Here is a 16380-nt window from a genome sequence, read left to right on the forward strand (position 1 = left end):
GAATCACTCCTTGGTATTTGGTTGCAACTATATTTTATAGGAATGTGATTTCTATGTCTATTTTTTATACATTTCCATACAAAAATAGTGCTGATGATTTCTCACCAACACTATTTATTATAGAACCCTTTTTTTTGTCGAAAATTTTAAACTCCCTTAAATATTTTAAAGGAACTTAATAAAATTAGTGAAGCTTTATAAATCAAGCCTCAAGGAAATGTACTATTAATAATTATGAATATTAAAATCCTTGTAGAAATATATTCATTTATAAAAAGGAGTAATTTAAAAGCTATCTATAAGCATAAAGAATGTTAGAAATAGAATACTAGATAACAAATTATCGTAGTAAACAAATACCTAATATATACGGTACTATAGAATATTTTTTATAAAATTAAATCAACGCATTGACAAAAATAAATTAATATGAGAAAATAAAGAAAACATTTTCAATAAGGAGGAATAATATGTTATTATTTAACCCCGTAGTAGTATCCGTATTACTACTTGTAGTACTATGTATGTTTAAATTAAATGTACTACTTTCTTTACTTGTTGCAGGTATTGTGGCAGGTCTTACTGCAGGAATGCCAATATGGGTTTTTGAACAAGGAACTTGGCAAGCAAATATTTTAGGCGGTCTACCAGGTTTTGGCACTGAAGGTGAAGGTATTATAAGTACTATCATCGGCGGCATGGGTTCAATGGCAGAAACGGCACTTGCCTATATACTGATAGGTATGTTTGCTTATGCAATTGGGAAATCAGGGCTTATAACTATACTTGCTCAAAAAGTTTCTAAAATTGTAGGAAAAAACAAATTTTATTTAATTTTCTTGATAGCATTTATATCTATTTTTTCTCAAAACCTTTTACCAGTGCACATTTCTTTTATACCTATTCTAATTCCACCACTTCTAGGACTTATGAATAAGTTAAAGATTGATAGACGTGCTGTTGCATCAGCTCTTTGCTTTGGATTAAAGGCACCTTATATTTCTATTCCAGCAGGTTTTGGACTTATATTCCACAAAATCATTGCGTCAAATATGACAGATGCAGGCATGCCTACAACTGTAGCAGAAACACAAAAGGTAATGTGGATCGGCGGACTTTCAATGTTAGTTGGTTTAATTTTTGTTGTATTTGCTCTCTATGGAAAGGACAGAGAATATAAGGATGTAGAAATTCCTGGCGTTGTTCCACTAGATGCAGAAGTTCACATGACACCACAAGCTTGGGGTGCTCTTGTAGCTGCTCTTGCAATGCTTATTGTACAAATTATAACTACTAATTTGCCATTCTCAGCTTTAGTTGGAATTATCTTTTTACTAATCACTCGTTCTATTAAATGGAAAGAGATTGACGAAATGGTTAATGGCGGACTTGATTTAATGGCGTTCATTGCTTTTGTAATGTTAATTGCAGGTGGATATGCAAATGTTCTTAATACATCAGGTGCAGTAGTTCACTTAGTAAACGATACAGCTGTACTAATGGAAGGTGCATCCCTTGTAGTTTCAGCGATAGTTCTTTTAGCAATTGGTCTTGTAATTACTATGGGTATTGGTACTTCCTTTGGAACTATTCCTGTAGTTGCAGCAATTTACGTTCCATTGGCACAACAATTAGGATTTAGTAAGTCAGCTATCATCTTATTAATAGGTATAGCAGCAGCTCTTGGAGATGCAGGTTCACCAGCTTCAGACTCAACTATGGGACCTACTTCAGGACTTAATGCAGACGGTCAACACGATCACATTTGGGACACTTGCGTGCCAACATTTATAGCCTTTGACGTATTCCTAGTTATTGGAGGAGTTATTGGCGCAGTAGTACTATCATAAAATTAATTTTTAAGGGAAAAATTTTCCTTTTAACTAAATCTCAAAGATTAAAGGTATGGATCAAAGCATCTATGCCTTTTTTTATTAAAAATTATTGGTGCTTTTGTAAAGATGTAAAAGTTGAATTATTTTATGTTTAATTATAGAATTATCTTTAGTTAAATATTTATAATAGAAAGTTGTAAATTTTCTTTTGTATAAAATAAATGAGGTAAAAAATGAAATTTGATTATAATGATTATCCACATCCTTCAACTAGAAGAGTAATTTTTGGGAAAAATGGAATGGTGGCTACATCATCTCCCTATGCCACAAGTGCTGGTGCAAAAATTTTACTTAATGGCGGAAATGCAATTGACGCCGCCTTGGCAATTTCTATGACTCTACCAGTCGTTGAACCAACAGGCAATGGTCTTGGTTCAGATATGTTTGCAATTATTTATTTTGAGGGCAAACTTTATGCAATGAATGCAAGTGGTAGAAGTCCAAAGAGTATTTCAATTAAAGCATTGAAAAACAAAGGACATCTTAAAATGCCAAGTTGTGGCGTAAATGTAATTAACACGCCAGGACTAATTGGAGGTGCAATGAAACTTTATAGAGATTTTGCAACAATGCCAATTGAAAAAATTTTTGAGCCTGCAATTTCTTACGCTGAAGAAGGATTTGCAGTTACTCCACAAATTGCCAAGCTTTGGGAAGAAAGTGTAGAAAAATATAAAAAAATAGCTAGAGATGAGTTTGATGAATTTTTTAGAACTTTTACAATAGATAAAAGAGCACCAAAGGCGGGAGAAGTATTTAAGTGTCCTGACATGGCAGAAACTTTGAGAGAAATTTGCGACACAAGGGGAGATTCCTTTTACAAGGGAAGTATTGCAGAAAAAATTTCGCAGGAAGTAGAAAGACTTGGAGGTTTTTTAAATGCAGAAGACTTAAAAAATTTTGAGCCTAAATATGTAGATCCAATTTCTACAAATTACAAGGGTATAGATGTATGGGAGATACCTCCAAATGGTCATGGAATTTCTGTTTTAATGGCACTAAATATTTTAAGTAAAATGGAAATAAAAGATAGAAGCGATGTGTCAACTATTCATAAAGTCATTGAGGCAATAAAGCTATCTTTAACTGATGCAAAAACTTTTGTGGCAGATAAGGACTTTATGAAGATAAAAATAGAGGAGCTTTTATCAGATGAATATGCAGAAAAAAGGCGAAAGGATATAGAAGATTTTGCAATTCTGCCAAAGTCCTATGCCATAAAATCATCGGATACAGTTTATTTTGCAACTGCGGATAAATTTGGAAACATGGTATCCATGATTCAGTCAAATTATTCTGATTTTGGTTCAGGGATAGTTGTGCCAAAAACTGGCATTGCACTAAATAATCGCATTGAAAACTTTTATTTTGAAGAGGGGCTTGCGAACTCCCTTGAAGGAGGAAAGCTTCCTTATCACACGATTATACCGGGATTTTTGACAAGGGATGGAAAGGCTCTTGGAGCTTTTGGAATAATGGGAGCTTTTATGCAGCCACAAGCTCATGTTCAAGTCCTTATGAATATGATTGATTTTAACTTAAATCCACAAGCTGCACTTGATGCACCGAGAATTATGTGGATTAATGATAAAAAAATAGATGTTGAATGCGACTTTGATAGTGATATAATTGATGGTCTAAAGAAACTTGGACATGATGTAAATATAGTAAGTGATTTTAAAGACATGGGTCGTGGACAAATTATTTTGAAAAAGGATGATGTATATATTGGTGGAACAGAAAAGAGGACAGACTCCAATATTTTTGCTTTTTAGAAGGTGGTTAAGTGAAATTTAAAATTCATTCAGATTATAAGCCTACGGGAGATCAGCCTCAGGCGATAGATAAATTAGTGGAAGGTATAAAAAAGGGATACAAGCATCAAAATCTTTTGGGGGTTACTGGATCTGGCAAGACTTTTACCATGGCAAATGTGATTGAAAAAGTGCAAAAGCCAACTCTTGTAATTGCACATAACAAAACTCTTGCCTACCAACTTTGTTCTGAATTAAAGGAATTTTTTCCGGAGAATGCAGTGGAATTTTTCGTATCCTACTATGATTATTATCAACCAGAGGCCTATGTGCCGGGAACAGATACTTTTATAGAGAAGGATTCTTCTATAAATGATGAGATAGATAAACTTCGTCACTCTGCAACTATGGCACTTTTCGAGAGAAAGGATGTAATTATTGTAGCATCAGTTTCCTGTATCTATGGTTTGGGAGATCCAATTGATTACGAAAAACTTGCCATTTCACTTAGACCGGGAATGATAAAGGATAGAAATGATGTAATGAGTAAACTCGTTGACATTCAATATGTGAGAAATGATTATGAATTTAAACGTGGAACTTTTAGAGTTCGAGGAGATATTTTAGAAATTTTCCCAGCAGCTTCATCTGAAAACTCCCTTCGCATCGAATTTTTTGGCGATGAAATAGATAGAATTACGGAAGTAAATGCCTTAACAGGTCAAGTGATTGCATACTTAAATCACGCCTATATCACGCCAGCATCTCACTTTGCTACTTCAGAAGAGAAGGTAAAGAGGGCAATTGTAACAATAGAAGAGGAGCTTGAAGAAAGATTAAGGGTTTTAAAGGATCAAGAAAAACTTTTGGAAGCTCAAAGACTTGAACAAAGGACTAGATATGACTTGGAGATGCTTTCTGAGATGGGCTTTTGCTCTGGAATAGAAAATTATTCTAGACATCTTTCTGGCAGAGCTCCAGGTTCAAGGCCTTACACGCTAATAGACTATTTTCCAAAGGATTTTTTGACTATAATAGATGAATCTCATCAAACCATTCCACAAATTAGAGGGATGTTTAACGGAGATAGATCTCGTAAACAAACTCTTGTAGAATATGGGTTTAGGCTTCCCTCTGCTCTTGACAATAGGCCTCTAAGGTTTGAGGAATTTGAAGAAATGATGCATCAATGTGTCTATGTTTCTGCAACTCCTGGACCTTATGAACTTGAACACACTGAACAACAAGTAGAACAAATCATTAGGCCTACTGGACTTCTCGATCCATTAATCGAAGTTAGACCGATAAAAAATCAAATTGACGACATAATAAATGAAATAAATGGAGCTATCGAGAGAGAGGAAAGAGTTTTAATTACAACTCTAACTAAGAGAATGTCCGAAGATTTATCGAGACATTTAAAAGAAATTGGGTATAATGTAACCTACATGCACTCCGATATTGATACTTTGGAGAGGATGAAAATTATAAGAGATTTAAGGCTTGGAAAGGTGGATGTCCTTGTTGGAATTAACCTTCTTAGAGAAGGACTTGATCTACCAGAAGTTTCAAGAGTTTGCATACTTGATGCAGACAAGGAAGGCTTTCTTCGCTCTGTAACTTCTCTTATTCAAACCACAGGTCGTGCTGCAAGAAATGCCGGTGGAAAAGTTATAATGTATGCCGATAATATTACTCAATCAATGAGGATAACAATAGATGAAACTTTTAGAAGAAGAAAAATCCAAGAGGAGTACAATAAGGAGCATAACATTACTCCAAAGACAATAGTAAAAAGTGTGCGTGAAGTAATAAATACAACTATTGCAGCAGAAGATGTAGTGGACTTTAAAAGTATTGAAGATCAAGAAAATGAATTTACAAGAGATGAAATTGATGAAATGATCAATGCTTTAAAGCCTGAAATGTATAGGGCGGCAGAGGAATTAGACTTTGAAAAAGCTGCTGAAATTAGGGATAAGATAAAGGATTTAAAAGAAAAGAAAAAGACTGCCCTTCTTTAATGAGGTGTTATATTGAAAGATGAAATAATAGTAAAGGGAGCGAGAGTCAATAATTTAAAAAATGTTGACTTAAAGATCCCGAGAAATAAATTTGTAGTTTTCACTGGACTTTCTGGCTCGGGAAAGTCGTCCCTTGCCTTTGACACAATTTATGCCGAAGGTCAAAGGAGATATGTTGAGTCACTGTCTTCCTATGCGAGACAATTTTTGGGACAAATGGATAAACCAGAAGTGGATTATATTGAAGGAATGAGTCCGTCAATTTCCATTGACCAAAAGACGACATCAAAAAACCCAAGGTCAACAGTAGGGACAGTTACAGAAATTTACGATTATCTAAGATTGCTCTACGCAAGAGTAGGACATGCCTATTGCCCTAAATGTGGCAGGGAAATTTCTTCCTACACAATTGACCAAATGGTAGACGAAATTATGAAATTAGATGAAAGAACTAAAATTCAAATTCTTTCACCAGTTGTAAGACATAGAAAGGGACAACATAAAAAAGTTTTTGAAAAGATAAAAAAAGAAGGCTTTTTAAGAGTAATTGTCGATGGAGAAATGCATGATATTTCTGAAGAATTTGACATGGATAAAAACAAAAACCACGACATAGATATTGTTGTCGACAGAATAATTATAAAAGAAAAAATTGAGTCTAGGCTTGCGGATTCACTTGAAATTGCAACGAATTTAAGCGATGGAATTGCAAAAATAAATGTAATTGATGGAGAAGATTTAATTTTCTCAACAAAATTTGCTTGTCCTCATTGCAACATTATAATAGAAGAAGTTACTCCAAGGTCCTTTTCCTTTAACTCGCCACTTGGTGCTTGCGACGAGTGTAAGGGACTAGGATTTTCTAAAGAAGTTTCAAGGGATTTAGTAATTCCAAACAAGGAACTTTCAATAGATGAAGGAGCCATTGCTTGTTATTCAAATTCCAAGGGAACATATTATTATGAAATAATTTCTGGAATTGCAAAAAAGTTTAAATTTTCAACTAAGGAACCGATAAAAAATGCACCAGAAGAATTTATAGATGCAATATTTAATGGTTATAGTGGTAAATTAAGTTTTTCTTTTAATTCCTTTTTTTCGGGAGAGAAAAAATATTCTGGAGGATTCGAAGGAATTTTAAAAAATTTAAAGAGAAGATACACAGAATCAAGCTCAGATAGAATGCTCGATAGAATAGATGAATTTTTGGAAGAAGTGCCTTGTCCAAAATGCCATGGAACAAGACTTAAAGATTCTTCTCTTGCCATAAAAGTTGGTGGATTAAATATTTTTGAACTCACAGAACTTTCAATTAGCAAGGCATTGGAATTTTTTGAAGAGCTAAAACTCACAAAAAACGAAAGGATCATTGCTGAAGAATTATTGAAGGAAATAAAATCACGACTTGAATTTTTGGTAAATGTTGGTCTTGAATATTTATCACTTTCACGAATGGCGGGAACTCTTTCTGGAGGAGAAGCTCAAAGAATTAGACTAGCAACACAAATTGGTTCACAGCTCGTGGGAGTTATTTATGTACTCGATGAGCCAAGCATTGGACTTCATCAAAGGGATAATGCAAAACTTTTGGAATCACTGAGAAATTTAACAGATATAGGAAATACTTTAATAGTTGTGGAACACGACGAGGACACAATGTTTGCCGCCGATGAAATAGTGGATATTGGACCACTTGCAGGAGTAAATGGTGGAAGAGTCGTTGCACAGGGGACTGCTGAAGAAATTATGAAAGTGGAGGAATCAATTACTGGAGCCTATTTAAGTGGGAGAAAGAAAATTGAAGTTCCAAAGGTGAGAAGAAAGTCCAAGGGCAAATCAATAAAGGTAATTGGTGCAAGTGAAAATAATTTAAAAAATATAGATGTAGAATTTCCCCTTGGTGAATTTATTTGCGTAACTGGAGTTTCCGGTTCAGGTAAATCCTCACTTATAAATGAAATTTTATATAAAAGTCTTGCGCAAAAAATAAATAAATCGAGAATAAAACCAGGAAAGCACAAAAGAATCGAGGGATTGGAGAATATTGACAAAGTCGTAGACATAGACCAATCTCCAATAGGTAGAACTCCGAGATCAAATCCTGCCACATATACTGGTGCCTTTGACATAATAAGAGATATTTTTGCAAACACTAACGAAGCAAAGATTCGTGGATACAAAAAGGGAAGATTTTCCTTTAATGTAAAGGGTGGAAGATGTGAAGCTTGTAAGGGTGATGGAATATTAAAAGTTGAAATGCACTTTTTATCCGATGTGTATGTTCCTTGTGAAGTTTGTAACGGAAAGAGATACAATCGTGAAACTCTTGAAGTTAAGTACAAGGGCAAAAATATTTATGATGTGCTTGACATGACTGTGGAAGAAGCCATTGACTATTTTCAAAATTACGATAGAGTTTTGCGAAAATTGGAAACTCTAAGAGATGTTGGATTATCCTATATTAAGCTTGGACAAAGCTCTACACTTTTGTCAGGTGGAGAGGCACAAAGAATTAAACTTGCAACAGAACTTTCTAAAAAAGCTACGGGCAGAACTCTTTACATTTTAGATGAGCCAACGACAGGTCTTCACTCTGAAGATATAAATAAGCTTATAAAAGTTTTAGAGGAACTTGTAGACAGAGGGAACACTGTAATTACAATTGAACATAATTTAGATGTAATTAAATGTGCTGACTACATTATAGATCTTGGACCTGAAGGCGGTGAAGGTGGAGGAGAAGTTATATTCACTGGAACACCTGAAGAAATTATAAAATGCAAAAATTCATATACTGGAAAATTCTTAAAAAATAAATTGGAGGATTAATTTGAATAAAATTAAAAAAATAGGAATTTTTATTTTAGCTGCAAGTCTATTGCCAAATTTTGTATTTGCAAAGGGCTTTGTTAGACAAAATAATTTTATGAATAAAAGTGGCGTGGAAAAAAGAGATGAATTAAAAAGATGGCAAGCTAGTATGAATTTGCCTATTACTGGAACAATTAATGAAAAGACTAAGGAGGCTTTATATACTGAAAATTATGAAGCTTACGACATGATTACCAATCCACCTACAAAAGGTAAATGGATTGCAATAAATAAATCAAGAAGAATTCTTACTATGTATATCGGGGATAAATCCCTTGGAAAATATCCCGTAACCTTGGGGACAAATGCCACACCAACTCCATCGGCTAAGGGTAAAATTCAAAATATGCACAAAAACCCAGCGTGGGGTGGAATGAATGGAAAATACCAACCTGCAAAAGCGGATGATCCCAACAATCCTCTAGGAGAAAGGTGGATGGGTTTAAACATTACTGGAGCAAATGGATATGGAATTCACGGCAATATTAAACCTAATCAAATTGGAGGCTATTATTCCAATGGCTGCATAAGAATGTTTAACTACGATGTAGAAAACTATGTGTTTCCAAATATGTATGTAGGTGCACCAGTTTGGATAGGAACAGATGATGAGCTTGAAAGTTGGGGAGTTTATCAATATTCAAGAATTAAAAAAGAAGAGGTAAGTCCGCCGGCAAAACAAAAACCTAAAGAAGAGAAAAAACCAGCAGAAGAAAATCCAACTCAATCTATAGAAAATATTCCAGCACAGGATCTTTTAGAATTTTAATTAAATAAAGCAATAAAAGCAATTGAAATTGAATAGTTTTTGAGTTATAATGTTTTTTAAAATTAAAGCGAGAGTTTTAAATATATTTATGAAATCGGAGGACTTATGAAAAAGAAAATTTTTAATATTGTGATTGTAGCAATGGCAGCTTTATTTTTATTCGGTTGTGGAAAAAAAGAAGATTCAGAAAAGGAAGAAGCAAAGGAAGCAGTAAAGGTTGAAGTGGCAACTACTGGACCTACAATTGATTCTATTAAAGAAAAGGGAAAAATAGTTCTTGGAACTTCAGCAGATTTTCCGCCAATGGAATGGACATCTTACCAAGATGGTTCAGAAAAATATCAAGGTGTGGACATTGCACTTGCACAAGCAATTGCCGATTCACTAGGAGTTGAACTTGAGGTAAAGAACATGGCTTTTGAAGGACTTCTTGGATCCCTTAAAGCTGGAGATGTCGACATGGTTATTGCAGGAATGGGTGCAGATGAAGAAAGAAAGAAACAAGTCGACTTTTCTGAAGAATATTCAAAGGGAAAGCAAGTTTTACTAGTAACTGAAGAAAACAAAGATAAATTCAAAACTTTTGACGATTTAGAGGGCAAAATTATTGGTACACAACTTGGTACACTTCAACAAAAATTTGCTGAAGAAAAGTTTGGAGATAACTGCAAGGGATTTGATTTAAACAATGTAATCATCGAACAACTTAAAAACAAATCAATTGATGCAGCTTTCTTATCAGAACTTCCAGCAAAACAATTTGCTTCAATAACAGATGGACTTGTTATTATAGACAATTTAGGAATTCCAGATGAAAGTGGTTTTGCAGTAGCCATAAAAAAAGGCAATGACGATTTGACAAAAGCCGTTGATGAAATTGTTAAAGGATTAAAAGATTCAGGCCAAATGGAAAAATGGTTTGATGAGTATATTGAACTATCTAACAAAGAAGCTATTAAATAGTAATTAAATATTCCCTACATTTGTGGGGAATTTTTATTTTTAAAATAGAAAGGAATAATATGGAAATTATAGCAAAACAATTTGCCTTCGCAAGTAGATATCTTCCAACCTATTTAAAGGGAGCAGTAACCACAGTTGAACTTTCGATAATTGGCGTTCTCTTAGGTTTTACCATAGGGATAATACTTGCACTAATGAAGATATCAAGAATAAAAATATTAAATATACTTTCGAGCATCTATATAGAAATCGTAAGAGGTACACCAATGTTAGTGCAAATTATGATAGTTTATTTTGGACTTAAAAAAATAATACCAGAACAATTTACACTTTTAACTGCACCGATGTTTTTATGTGCATTATCAATAAGCTTAAACTCAGCAGCCTATGTTGCAGAAATTATAAGATCTGGAATATCTTCAGTTGACTCAGGACAAATGGAAGCTGCAAGGTCACTTGGACTTAATAAAAAACAAGCGATGATCAATGTAATAATGCCCCAAGCAATAAAAAATATCTTGCCTGCACTTGTAAATGAATTTATAACTCTTATTAAAGAATCCTCAATAACCTACACAGTTGGTGTTGGAGAATTGATGTACGCAGGCAAAAGCATATCTTCGGCTACCTTTGATCTTGTAAGACCTTTCATATTTACAGCTTGCATTTATTTCATAATGACCTTTAGTTTGTCTAAGGCAATGGGACTTTTGGAAAGGAGACTTGCAAATGATTAAGGTAGAAAATTTGACTAAATCCTTTGGAAAACTTGAAGTTCTAAAGGGAATAAATCAAGTTATAGAAGATGGAGAAGTAGTAGTTGTAATAGGGCCATCAGGTTCGGGCAAATCAACTTTTCTTAGATGTTTAAATCTTTTAGAGGAGCCAACAGGTGGCAAAATTTTTGTCGATGATGAAGAAATTACTTCAAAAAATATCAATATAAATAAAGTACGTGAAGAAATGGGAATGGTATTCCAATCCTTTAATCTATTTAACAACTTAAATATAATTGATAACATAACTCTTGCGCCAACTCTTGTCAAGAAAATTGAAAAAGATGAAGCAGAAAAAAAAGCGATGGAACTTTTAGAAAGTGTTGGGCTTCCAGATAAAAGAGATTCCTATCCAAAAGCCTTATCTGGTGGACAAAAACAAAGAATTGCAATTGCAAGGGCACTTGCTATGAATCCAAAAGTAATGCTTTTTGACGAACCCACATCTGCTCTTGATCCAGAAATGGTAGGAGAAGTCCTCGATATAATGAAAGATCTTGCAAAAAAAGGGATGACCATGGTAGTTGTAACTCATGAAATGGGATTTGCGAGAGAAGTTGGCGATAGAATTTTATTCATGGACGATGGATACATCGTTGAAGAAGGAAGCCCAGAAGAAGTTTTTGGCAATCCAAAAAATGAAAGAACTAAAAATTTTTTAGCAAAAGTGCTTTAAAACTTTTAATTAAGATGACTTAGGAGGCTAGGTCATTTTTTATTGCAATAATTTTGCTAAAATTAAAATAATCAATATATAGATTAAAATAAATCAAACTAAAATATTTACTAAAATATTTTAGTTTTTTTTAAATTATTTTTTAAAATATAAATATTCATTATAAATATTGATTGAGTATTGTTTCAAGCTAGAAATCAGAGGAGCATATTACTAAAAAAAAGAGATAAAACATTGTATTTTTTTAAATGAAAGAGTTTAAAATTTGGTAAAATTATTGACAATGATTTATATTTGGAATAAAATCATGATAGAAAACATTTGCAAACAAATGAGATTTGCTTATGGGAGGAAATTTTTTATAGGAGCTGCTTTTCAAAGGATGACATAATTTTTCATCTTATATTTTCTTTTGAATTAGTAAGTAAAATGTAATCAATTAAAGGAAAGGAAGTACAATTATGAACAAAGTAGTATTAACAGGTAATGATCTAGACCTAGAACAATTGGTAGCCGTAACTAGAAATCATGTAAAGGCTGAAATTGACGAAAAAGCAATTGCTGATGTAGAAAAATCAAGAAAATACGTTGAAGAAATTGTAGAAGAAGAAAGAGTAGTATATGGAATAAACACAGGATTTGGTTCTCTTTCAAGAGTAAGTATCTCTAAAGAAGATTCCGCTCAGCTTCAAGAAAATATTATTAGAACTCACGCTTCTGGATTTGGCAATCCACTTCCTGAAGACGAAGTAAGAGCAGTTATGCTTATTAGAATTAATTCATTGTTAAAGGGAGTTTCAGGTATTAGACTTTCTACTGTTGAATTACTTCTTGAAATGTTAAATAGAAATGTTGTTCCATTTATTCCTGAAAAAGGATCTCTTGGAGCATCAGGAGACTTAGCTCCACTTGCACATATGGTTCTACCAATGCTTGGACTTGGCAAAGCTTATTATGAAGGCGAACTTCTTCCAGGTAAAGAAGCTATGCAAAGAGCAGGTCTTGAACCAATTGCACTTGCAGCAAAAGAAGGTCTTGCATTAATCAACGGTACTACAGTTCTTACTGCAACTGGAGCACTTGCACTTTACGATGCACTTCAACTTTCTAAAATCGCTGACATTGCAGGAGCTATGTCTTGTGAATCTTCAAGGGGAATTATTGATGCATTCTGGGAAGAACTTCATACAATTAGACCACATGCAGGTTCACTTAAAACTGCTGAAAATTTAAGAAATATTCTTGAAGGCTCAACTTATGTAACTCACACTGCTGAGCTTAGAGTTCAAGATGCCTATACATTTAGATGTATGCCACAAGTTCACGGAGCTTCTAAGGATACTCTTGAATATGTTAAAGAAAAAGTTGAAATCGAACTTAATTCTGCAACTGACAACCCAATTATCACTCATGATGGAAAAGTAATTTCTGGAGGTAATTTCCATGGAGAACTAATGGCTCAACCTTTTGACTTTTTAGCAATTGCAGTTTCTGAGCTTGGCAATATTTCTGAAAGAAGAATTGAAAGAATGGTTAATACTACACTTTCTGGAATGCCTTCATTTTTAGTTAAACACCCAGGACTTAACTCAGGATTTATGATTACTCAATATGCTGCAGCTGCTTTAGCATCTGAAAACAAAACACTATCTCACCCAGCAAGTGTTGACTCTATAACATCTTGTGAAAATCAAGAAGACTTTGTTTCTATGGGTAATTGGGGTTCAAGAAAGGCAAGAGAAGTTGTTAAAAACACTGCAAGGATTTTAACTACTGAACTTATGATAGCTGCTCAAGCTCTTGACTTCAGAATGGAAATGGAAGAAAACAAATTTGAACTTGGCAAGGGTACAAAAGTTGCTCACGATGTAATTAGAAATAAAGTTGAATTTATAGAAGAAGATTCTAAGATTGAAATTTACGAAGAACTTGAAAAAGCTCAAGAATTAGTTAACTCTGGAAAACTTCTTGAAGAAGTAGAAAAAGTAGTAGAACTTTAATAATTAAAAAATATAATATATAATATAACGGTAAGAAAAAAGTTTATATAACCAATAGGAGGAAATCAGTTGAAAAGAGTAATGTGTATTCCAAACTATTCTGAAGGCAGAGACCTTAAGAAAGTTGAACAAATCACTGAATGCTTTAGAGCAAAAGAAAATATTAAATTAATCGATTATCAACCAGATGCTGACCACAACAGACTAGTTGTTGAAGTAATTGGTGAACCAGAAGCAGTTATCGATGCAGTTATTGAATCTGTAAAAGTTGCTACTGAAATTATTGATATGTCAAAACACAAGGGAGCTCATCCAAGAATGGGAGCTGTTGACGTTGTGCCTTTCGTTCCTGTAACTGAATGTACTACTGAAGAATGTGTTGAATATGCTAAAAGAGTTGGCAAAGCAATTGGCGATATGGGAATTCCTGTTTATCTATATGAAGATGCGGCTTCCACTCCAGAAAGAAAAAATCTAGCAAAAGTTAGAAAAGGACAATACGAAGGATTCTTCGAGAAAATTAAGGAAGAAGAATGGAAACCTGACTTTGGTCCTCAAGAAATGAATGTTAAATCAGGAGCTACTGCTGTTGCAGCAAGATTCCACTTAATTGCATTCAATGTTAATTTAAACACTAGCGATTTAGCTATTGCTGATAAAATCGCAAAAACTGTTCGTCACATTGGTGGAGGACTCAGATTTGTTAAGGCTATTGGACTTGAACTTGAAGAAAAGGGTCAAACTCAAGTATCAATGAACCTTGTAAATTTTGAAAAAACTGCAATTTATCAAGCTCTTGAAATGGTAAAATCAGAAGCTAAGAGATACGGTGTAACTGTTGTTAACACTGAGCTTATCGGTCTTCTTCCACTACAAGCTCTAGTTGATTCAGCAGCTTACTATATGCAAATTGAAGGATTTAAACAAGAACAAGTTCTTGAAACATTATTAATTGAGGAGTAATTAAATATATGGCATTTAAAACAGACATACAAATAGCTGATGAAGCGACAATGCTTCCTATTGAAGAAGTTGCTGCTAAAATCGGTCTAGAAAAAGACGATCTAGAACAATATGGAAAATATAAAGCAAAAATTTCTTGGGAAGCTATCAAAAAAATTGACAAAGAAAACGAATATGGAAAACTAATTCTAGTTTCTGCAATCAGTCCAACACCAGCTGGAGAAGGTAAATCAACAGTTTCCATTGGACTTACGCAAGGTCTTAATAGAATTGGAAAAAAATCTGCAGTAGCACTTCGTGAACCATCTCTTGGACCAGTATTTGGAGTTAAAGGTGGAGCAGCAGGCGGCGGATATTCACAAGTAGTTCCAATGGAAGATATCAATCTACACTTTACTGGAGATCTTCACGCAATGACAGCTGCAAATAACCTTATTTCCGCTTGTATTGACAATCACATCCACCAAGGAAATGCTTTAAGAATTGATGCAAGACAAATTACTTGGAAGAGAGTTATAGATATGAACGACAGAGCTCTTAGAAATGTAGTTATTTCTCTTGGTAAGAAAGCTGATGGCTTCCCTAGAGAAGATCACTTCATGATAACAGTTGCATCTGAAATTATGGCTGTTCTTTGTCTTTCTGAAAATATTGAAGACTTAAAAAATAGATTGGCTAGAATGATCATTGGATACAATCTAGATGGAAATCCTATTACAGTTGCAGATCTTGAAATCCAAGGAGCAGTTGCAATGCTTCTTAAAGATGCATTAAAACCAAACCTAGTTCAAACTCTTGAAAACACACCAGCATTTATTCATGGTGGACCTTTTGCAAACATTGCTCATGGATGCAACTCAATATTAGCAACAAAACTTGCACTTAATACTAGTGATTATGCTGTTACAGAAGCAGGTTTCGGTGCTGACCTTGGTGCAGAAAAATTCATGGACATTAAATGCAGAATGTCTGGTCTTTCTCCAGATGCTGTAGTTATAGTGGCTACAATAAAAGCTCTTAAGATGCATGGTGGAGTAGACAAAAAGGAACTAAAGACTGAAAATGTTGAAGCTCTTGAAAAGGGATTTGCTAATTTAAGACGTCATGTTGAAAATGTCAAAAAATTTGGTGTACCAGCTATCGTTGCAATAAACAGATTTGCTGATGACACTGAAGCTGAAATAGCAAAATTAGAAGAACTTTGTAAAGAACTTGGCGTTAGAATTTCACTTTGTGAATGTTTCGCAAAGGGTGGAGAAGGTGCAGAAGATTTAGCTAAACAAGTCGTTGAATTAATCGACGAAGAAAAAGCTGATTTCAAACCTATTTATGATGAAAATGACAGCATAGTTAACAAAGTAAATACAATTGTTAGAGAAATTTATAGAGGTAGACAAGCTAAATTTACTACAGCTGCTAAAAAGCAAGTTAAAAAGCTTGAAGAGCTTGGACTTGATAAACTTCCTATATGTGTTGCTAAGACACAATTCTCATTTACTGATGATAAAGACATAATGGGAGCACCTACTGACTTTGACATCGAAATACAAGATGTAAGAGTTTCCGCAGGAGCAGGATTTATAGTTGTTCAAACTTCTAACATCATGGTAATGCCTGGACTTCCAAAGATTCCAGCAGCAAACAAGATGGATATAGATAATGACGGAGTTATCACTGGATTATTCTAGG

The 16380-nt window shown here is 34.0% G+C and carries 11 protein-coding genes; all 11 read left to right on the plus strand.

The genetic code is table 11. The annotated features are described in order from the left end of the window. The first annotated feature begins 470 nt into the window (after window positions 1-470). The 11 genes from HKO22_RS09460 to HKO22_RS09510 all read left to right on the plus strand — a co-directional run bounded on the left by HKO22_RS09460 (window position 471) and on the right by HKO22_RS09510 (window position 16379). A complete protein-coding gene (locus tag HKO22_RS09460) occupies window positions 471-1850 on the plus strand; it encodes a Na+/H+ antiporter family protein (RefSeq protein WP_169970269.1) in 1380 nt (459 codons plus the stop codon). Between the two features lie 218 nt (window positions 1851-2068). Beyond that, window positions 2069-3670, plus strand: coding sequence for a gamma-glutamyltransferase family protein (locus HKO22_RS09465; protein ID WP_075659466.1), 1602 nt, complete (start codon window positions 2069-2071; stop codon window positions 3668-3670). Between the two features lie 11 nt (window positions 3671-3681). Then, window positions 3682-5673 (plus strand): excinuclease ABC subunit UvrB, encoded by a 1992-nt coding sequence (gene uvrB, locus HKO22_RS09470; protein WP_075659465.1) that lies wholly within the window; start codon window positions 3682-3684, stop codon window positions 5671-5673. A 12-nt stretch (window positions 5674-5685) separates the two neighbouring features. Further along, a complete protein-coding gene (gene uvrA, locus HKO22_RS09475) occupies window positions 5686-8502 on the plus strand; it encodes an excinuclease ABC subunit UvrA (RefSeq protein ID WP_169970271.1) in 2817 nt (938 codons plus the stop codon). Between the two features lies 1 nt (window position 8503). Then, complete coding sequence (locus HKO22_RS09480; RefSeq protein WP_169970273.1) at window positions 8504-9313, plus strand: L,D-transpeptidase; 810 nt, start codon at window positions 8504-8506, stop codon at window positions 9311-9313. Between the two features lie 105 nt (window positions 9314-9418). Then, window positions 9419-10276, plus strand: a complete 858-nt coding sequence (locus HKO22_RS09485) for a transporter substrate-binding domain-containing protein (protein ID WP_075659462.1) — start codon at window positions 9419-9421, stop codon at window positions 10274-10276. 59 nt (window positions 10277-10335) lie between these two features. Then, on the plus strand, window positions 10336-11013 hold the full coding sequence (locus HKO22_RS09490; protein ID WP_075659461.1) for an amino acid ABC transporter permease: 678 nt from the start codon (window positions 10336-10338) through the stop codon (window positions 11011-11013). After that, window positions 11006-11728 carry an amino acid ABC transporter ATP-binding protein gene (locus HKO22_RS09495; RefSeq protein WP_075659460.1) on the plus strand — a complete coding sequence of 241 codons (723 nt, stop codon included), beginning with the start codon at window positions 11006-11008 and terminating at the stop codon, window positions 11726-11728. Before HKO22_RS09490 ends, HKO22_RS09495 begins: the two co-directional genes overlap by 8 nt. A gap of 461 nt (window positions 11729-12189) precedes the next feature. Continuing rightward, window positions 12190-13728, plus strand: coding sequence for a histidine ammonia-lyase (gene hutH / locus HKO22_RS09500; protein ID WP_075659459.1), 1539 nt, complete (start codon window positions 12190-12192; stop codon window positions 13726-13728). Window positions 13729-13797: 69 nt separating this feature from the next. Next, window positions 13798-14691 (plus strand): glutamate formimidoyltransferase, encoded by an 894-nt coding sequence (ftcD, locus tag HKO22_RS09505; protein WP_169970275.1) that lies wholly within the window; start codon window positions 13798-13800, stop codon window positions 14689-14691. An 8-nt stretch (window positions 14692-14699) separates the two neighbouring features. Then, complete coding sequence (locus HKO22_RS09510) at window positions 14700-16379, plus strand: formate--tetrahydrofolate ligase (RefSeq protein WP_169970277.1); 1680 nt, start codon at window positions 14700-14702, stop codon at window positions 16377-16379. Window position 16380 lies beyond the last annotated feature (1 nt).

Origin of the sequence: Peptoniphilus faecalis, from assembly GCF_012976305.1 — a bacterium.
Lineage (GTDB): Bacteria > Bacillota > Clostridia > Tissierellales > Peptoniphilaceae > Peptoniphilus_A > Peptoniphilus_A faecalis.

Excerpts from the sequence above, each read along its gene's own strand:
- HKO22_RS09460 (WP_169970269.1), top strand. The coding sequence starts at position 471 with ATGTTATTATTTAACCCCGTAGTAGTATCCGTATTACTACTTGTAGTA.
- HKO22_RS09465 (WP_075659466.1), top strand. The coding sequence starts at position 2,069 with ATGAAATTTGATTATAATGATTATCCACATCCTTCAACTAGAAGAGTA.
- HKO22_RS09485 (WP_075659462.1), top strand. The coding sequence starts at position 9,419 with ATGAAAAAGAAAATTTTTAATATTGTGATTGTAGCAATGGCAGCTTTA.
- HKO22_RS09490 (WP_075659461.1), top strand. The coding sequence starts at position 10,336 with ATGGAAATTATAGCAAAACAATTTGCCTTCGCAAGTAGATATCTTCCA.
- HKO22_RS09495 (WP_075659460.1), top strand. The coding sequence starts at position 11,006 with ATGATTAAGGTAGAAAATTTGACTAAATCCTTTGGAAAACTTGAAGTT.
- hutH (WP_075659459.1), top strand. The coding sequence starts at position 12,190 with ATGAACAAAGTAGTATTAACAGGTAATGATCTAGACCTAGAACAATTG.
- HKO22_RS09510 (WP_169970277.1), top strand. The coding sequence starts at position 14,700 with ATGGCATTTAAAACAGACATACAAATAGCTGATGAAGCGACAATGCTT.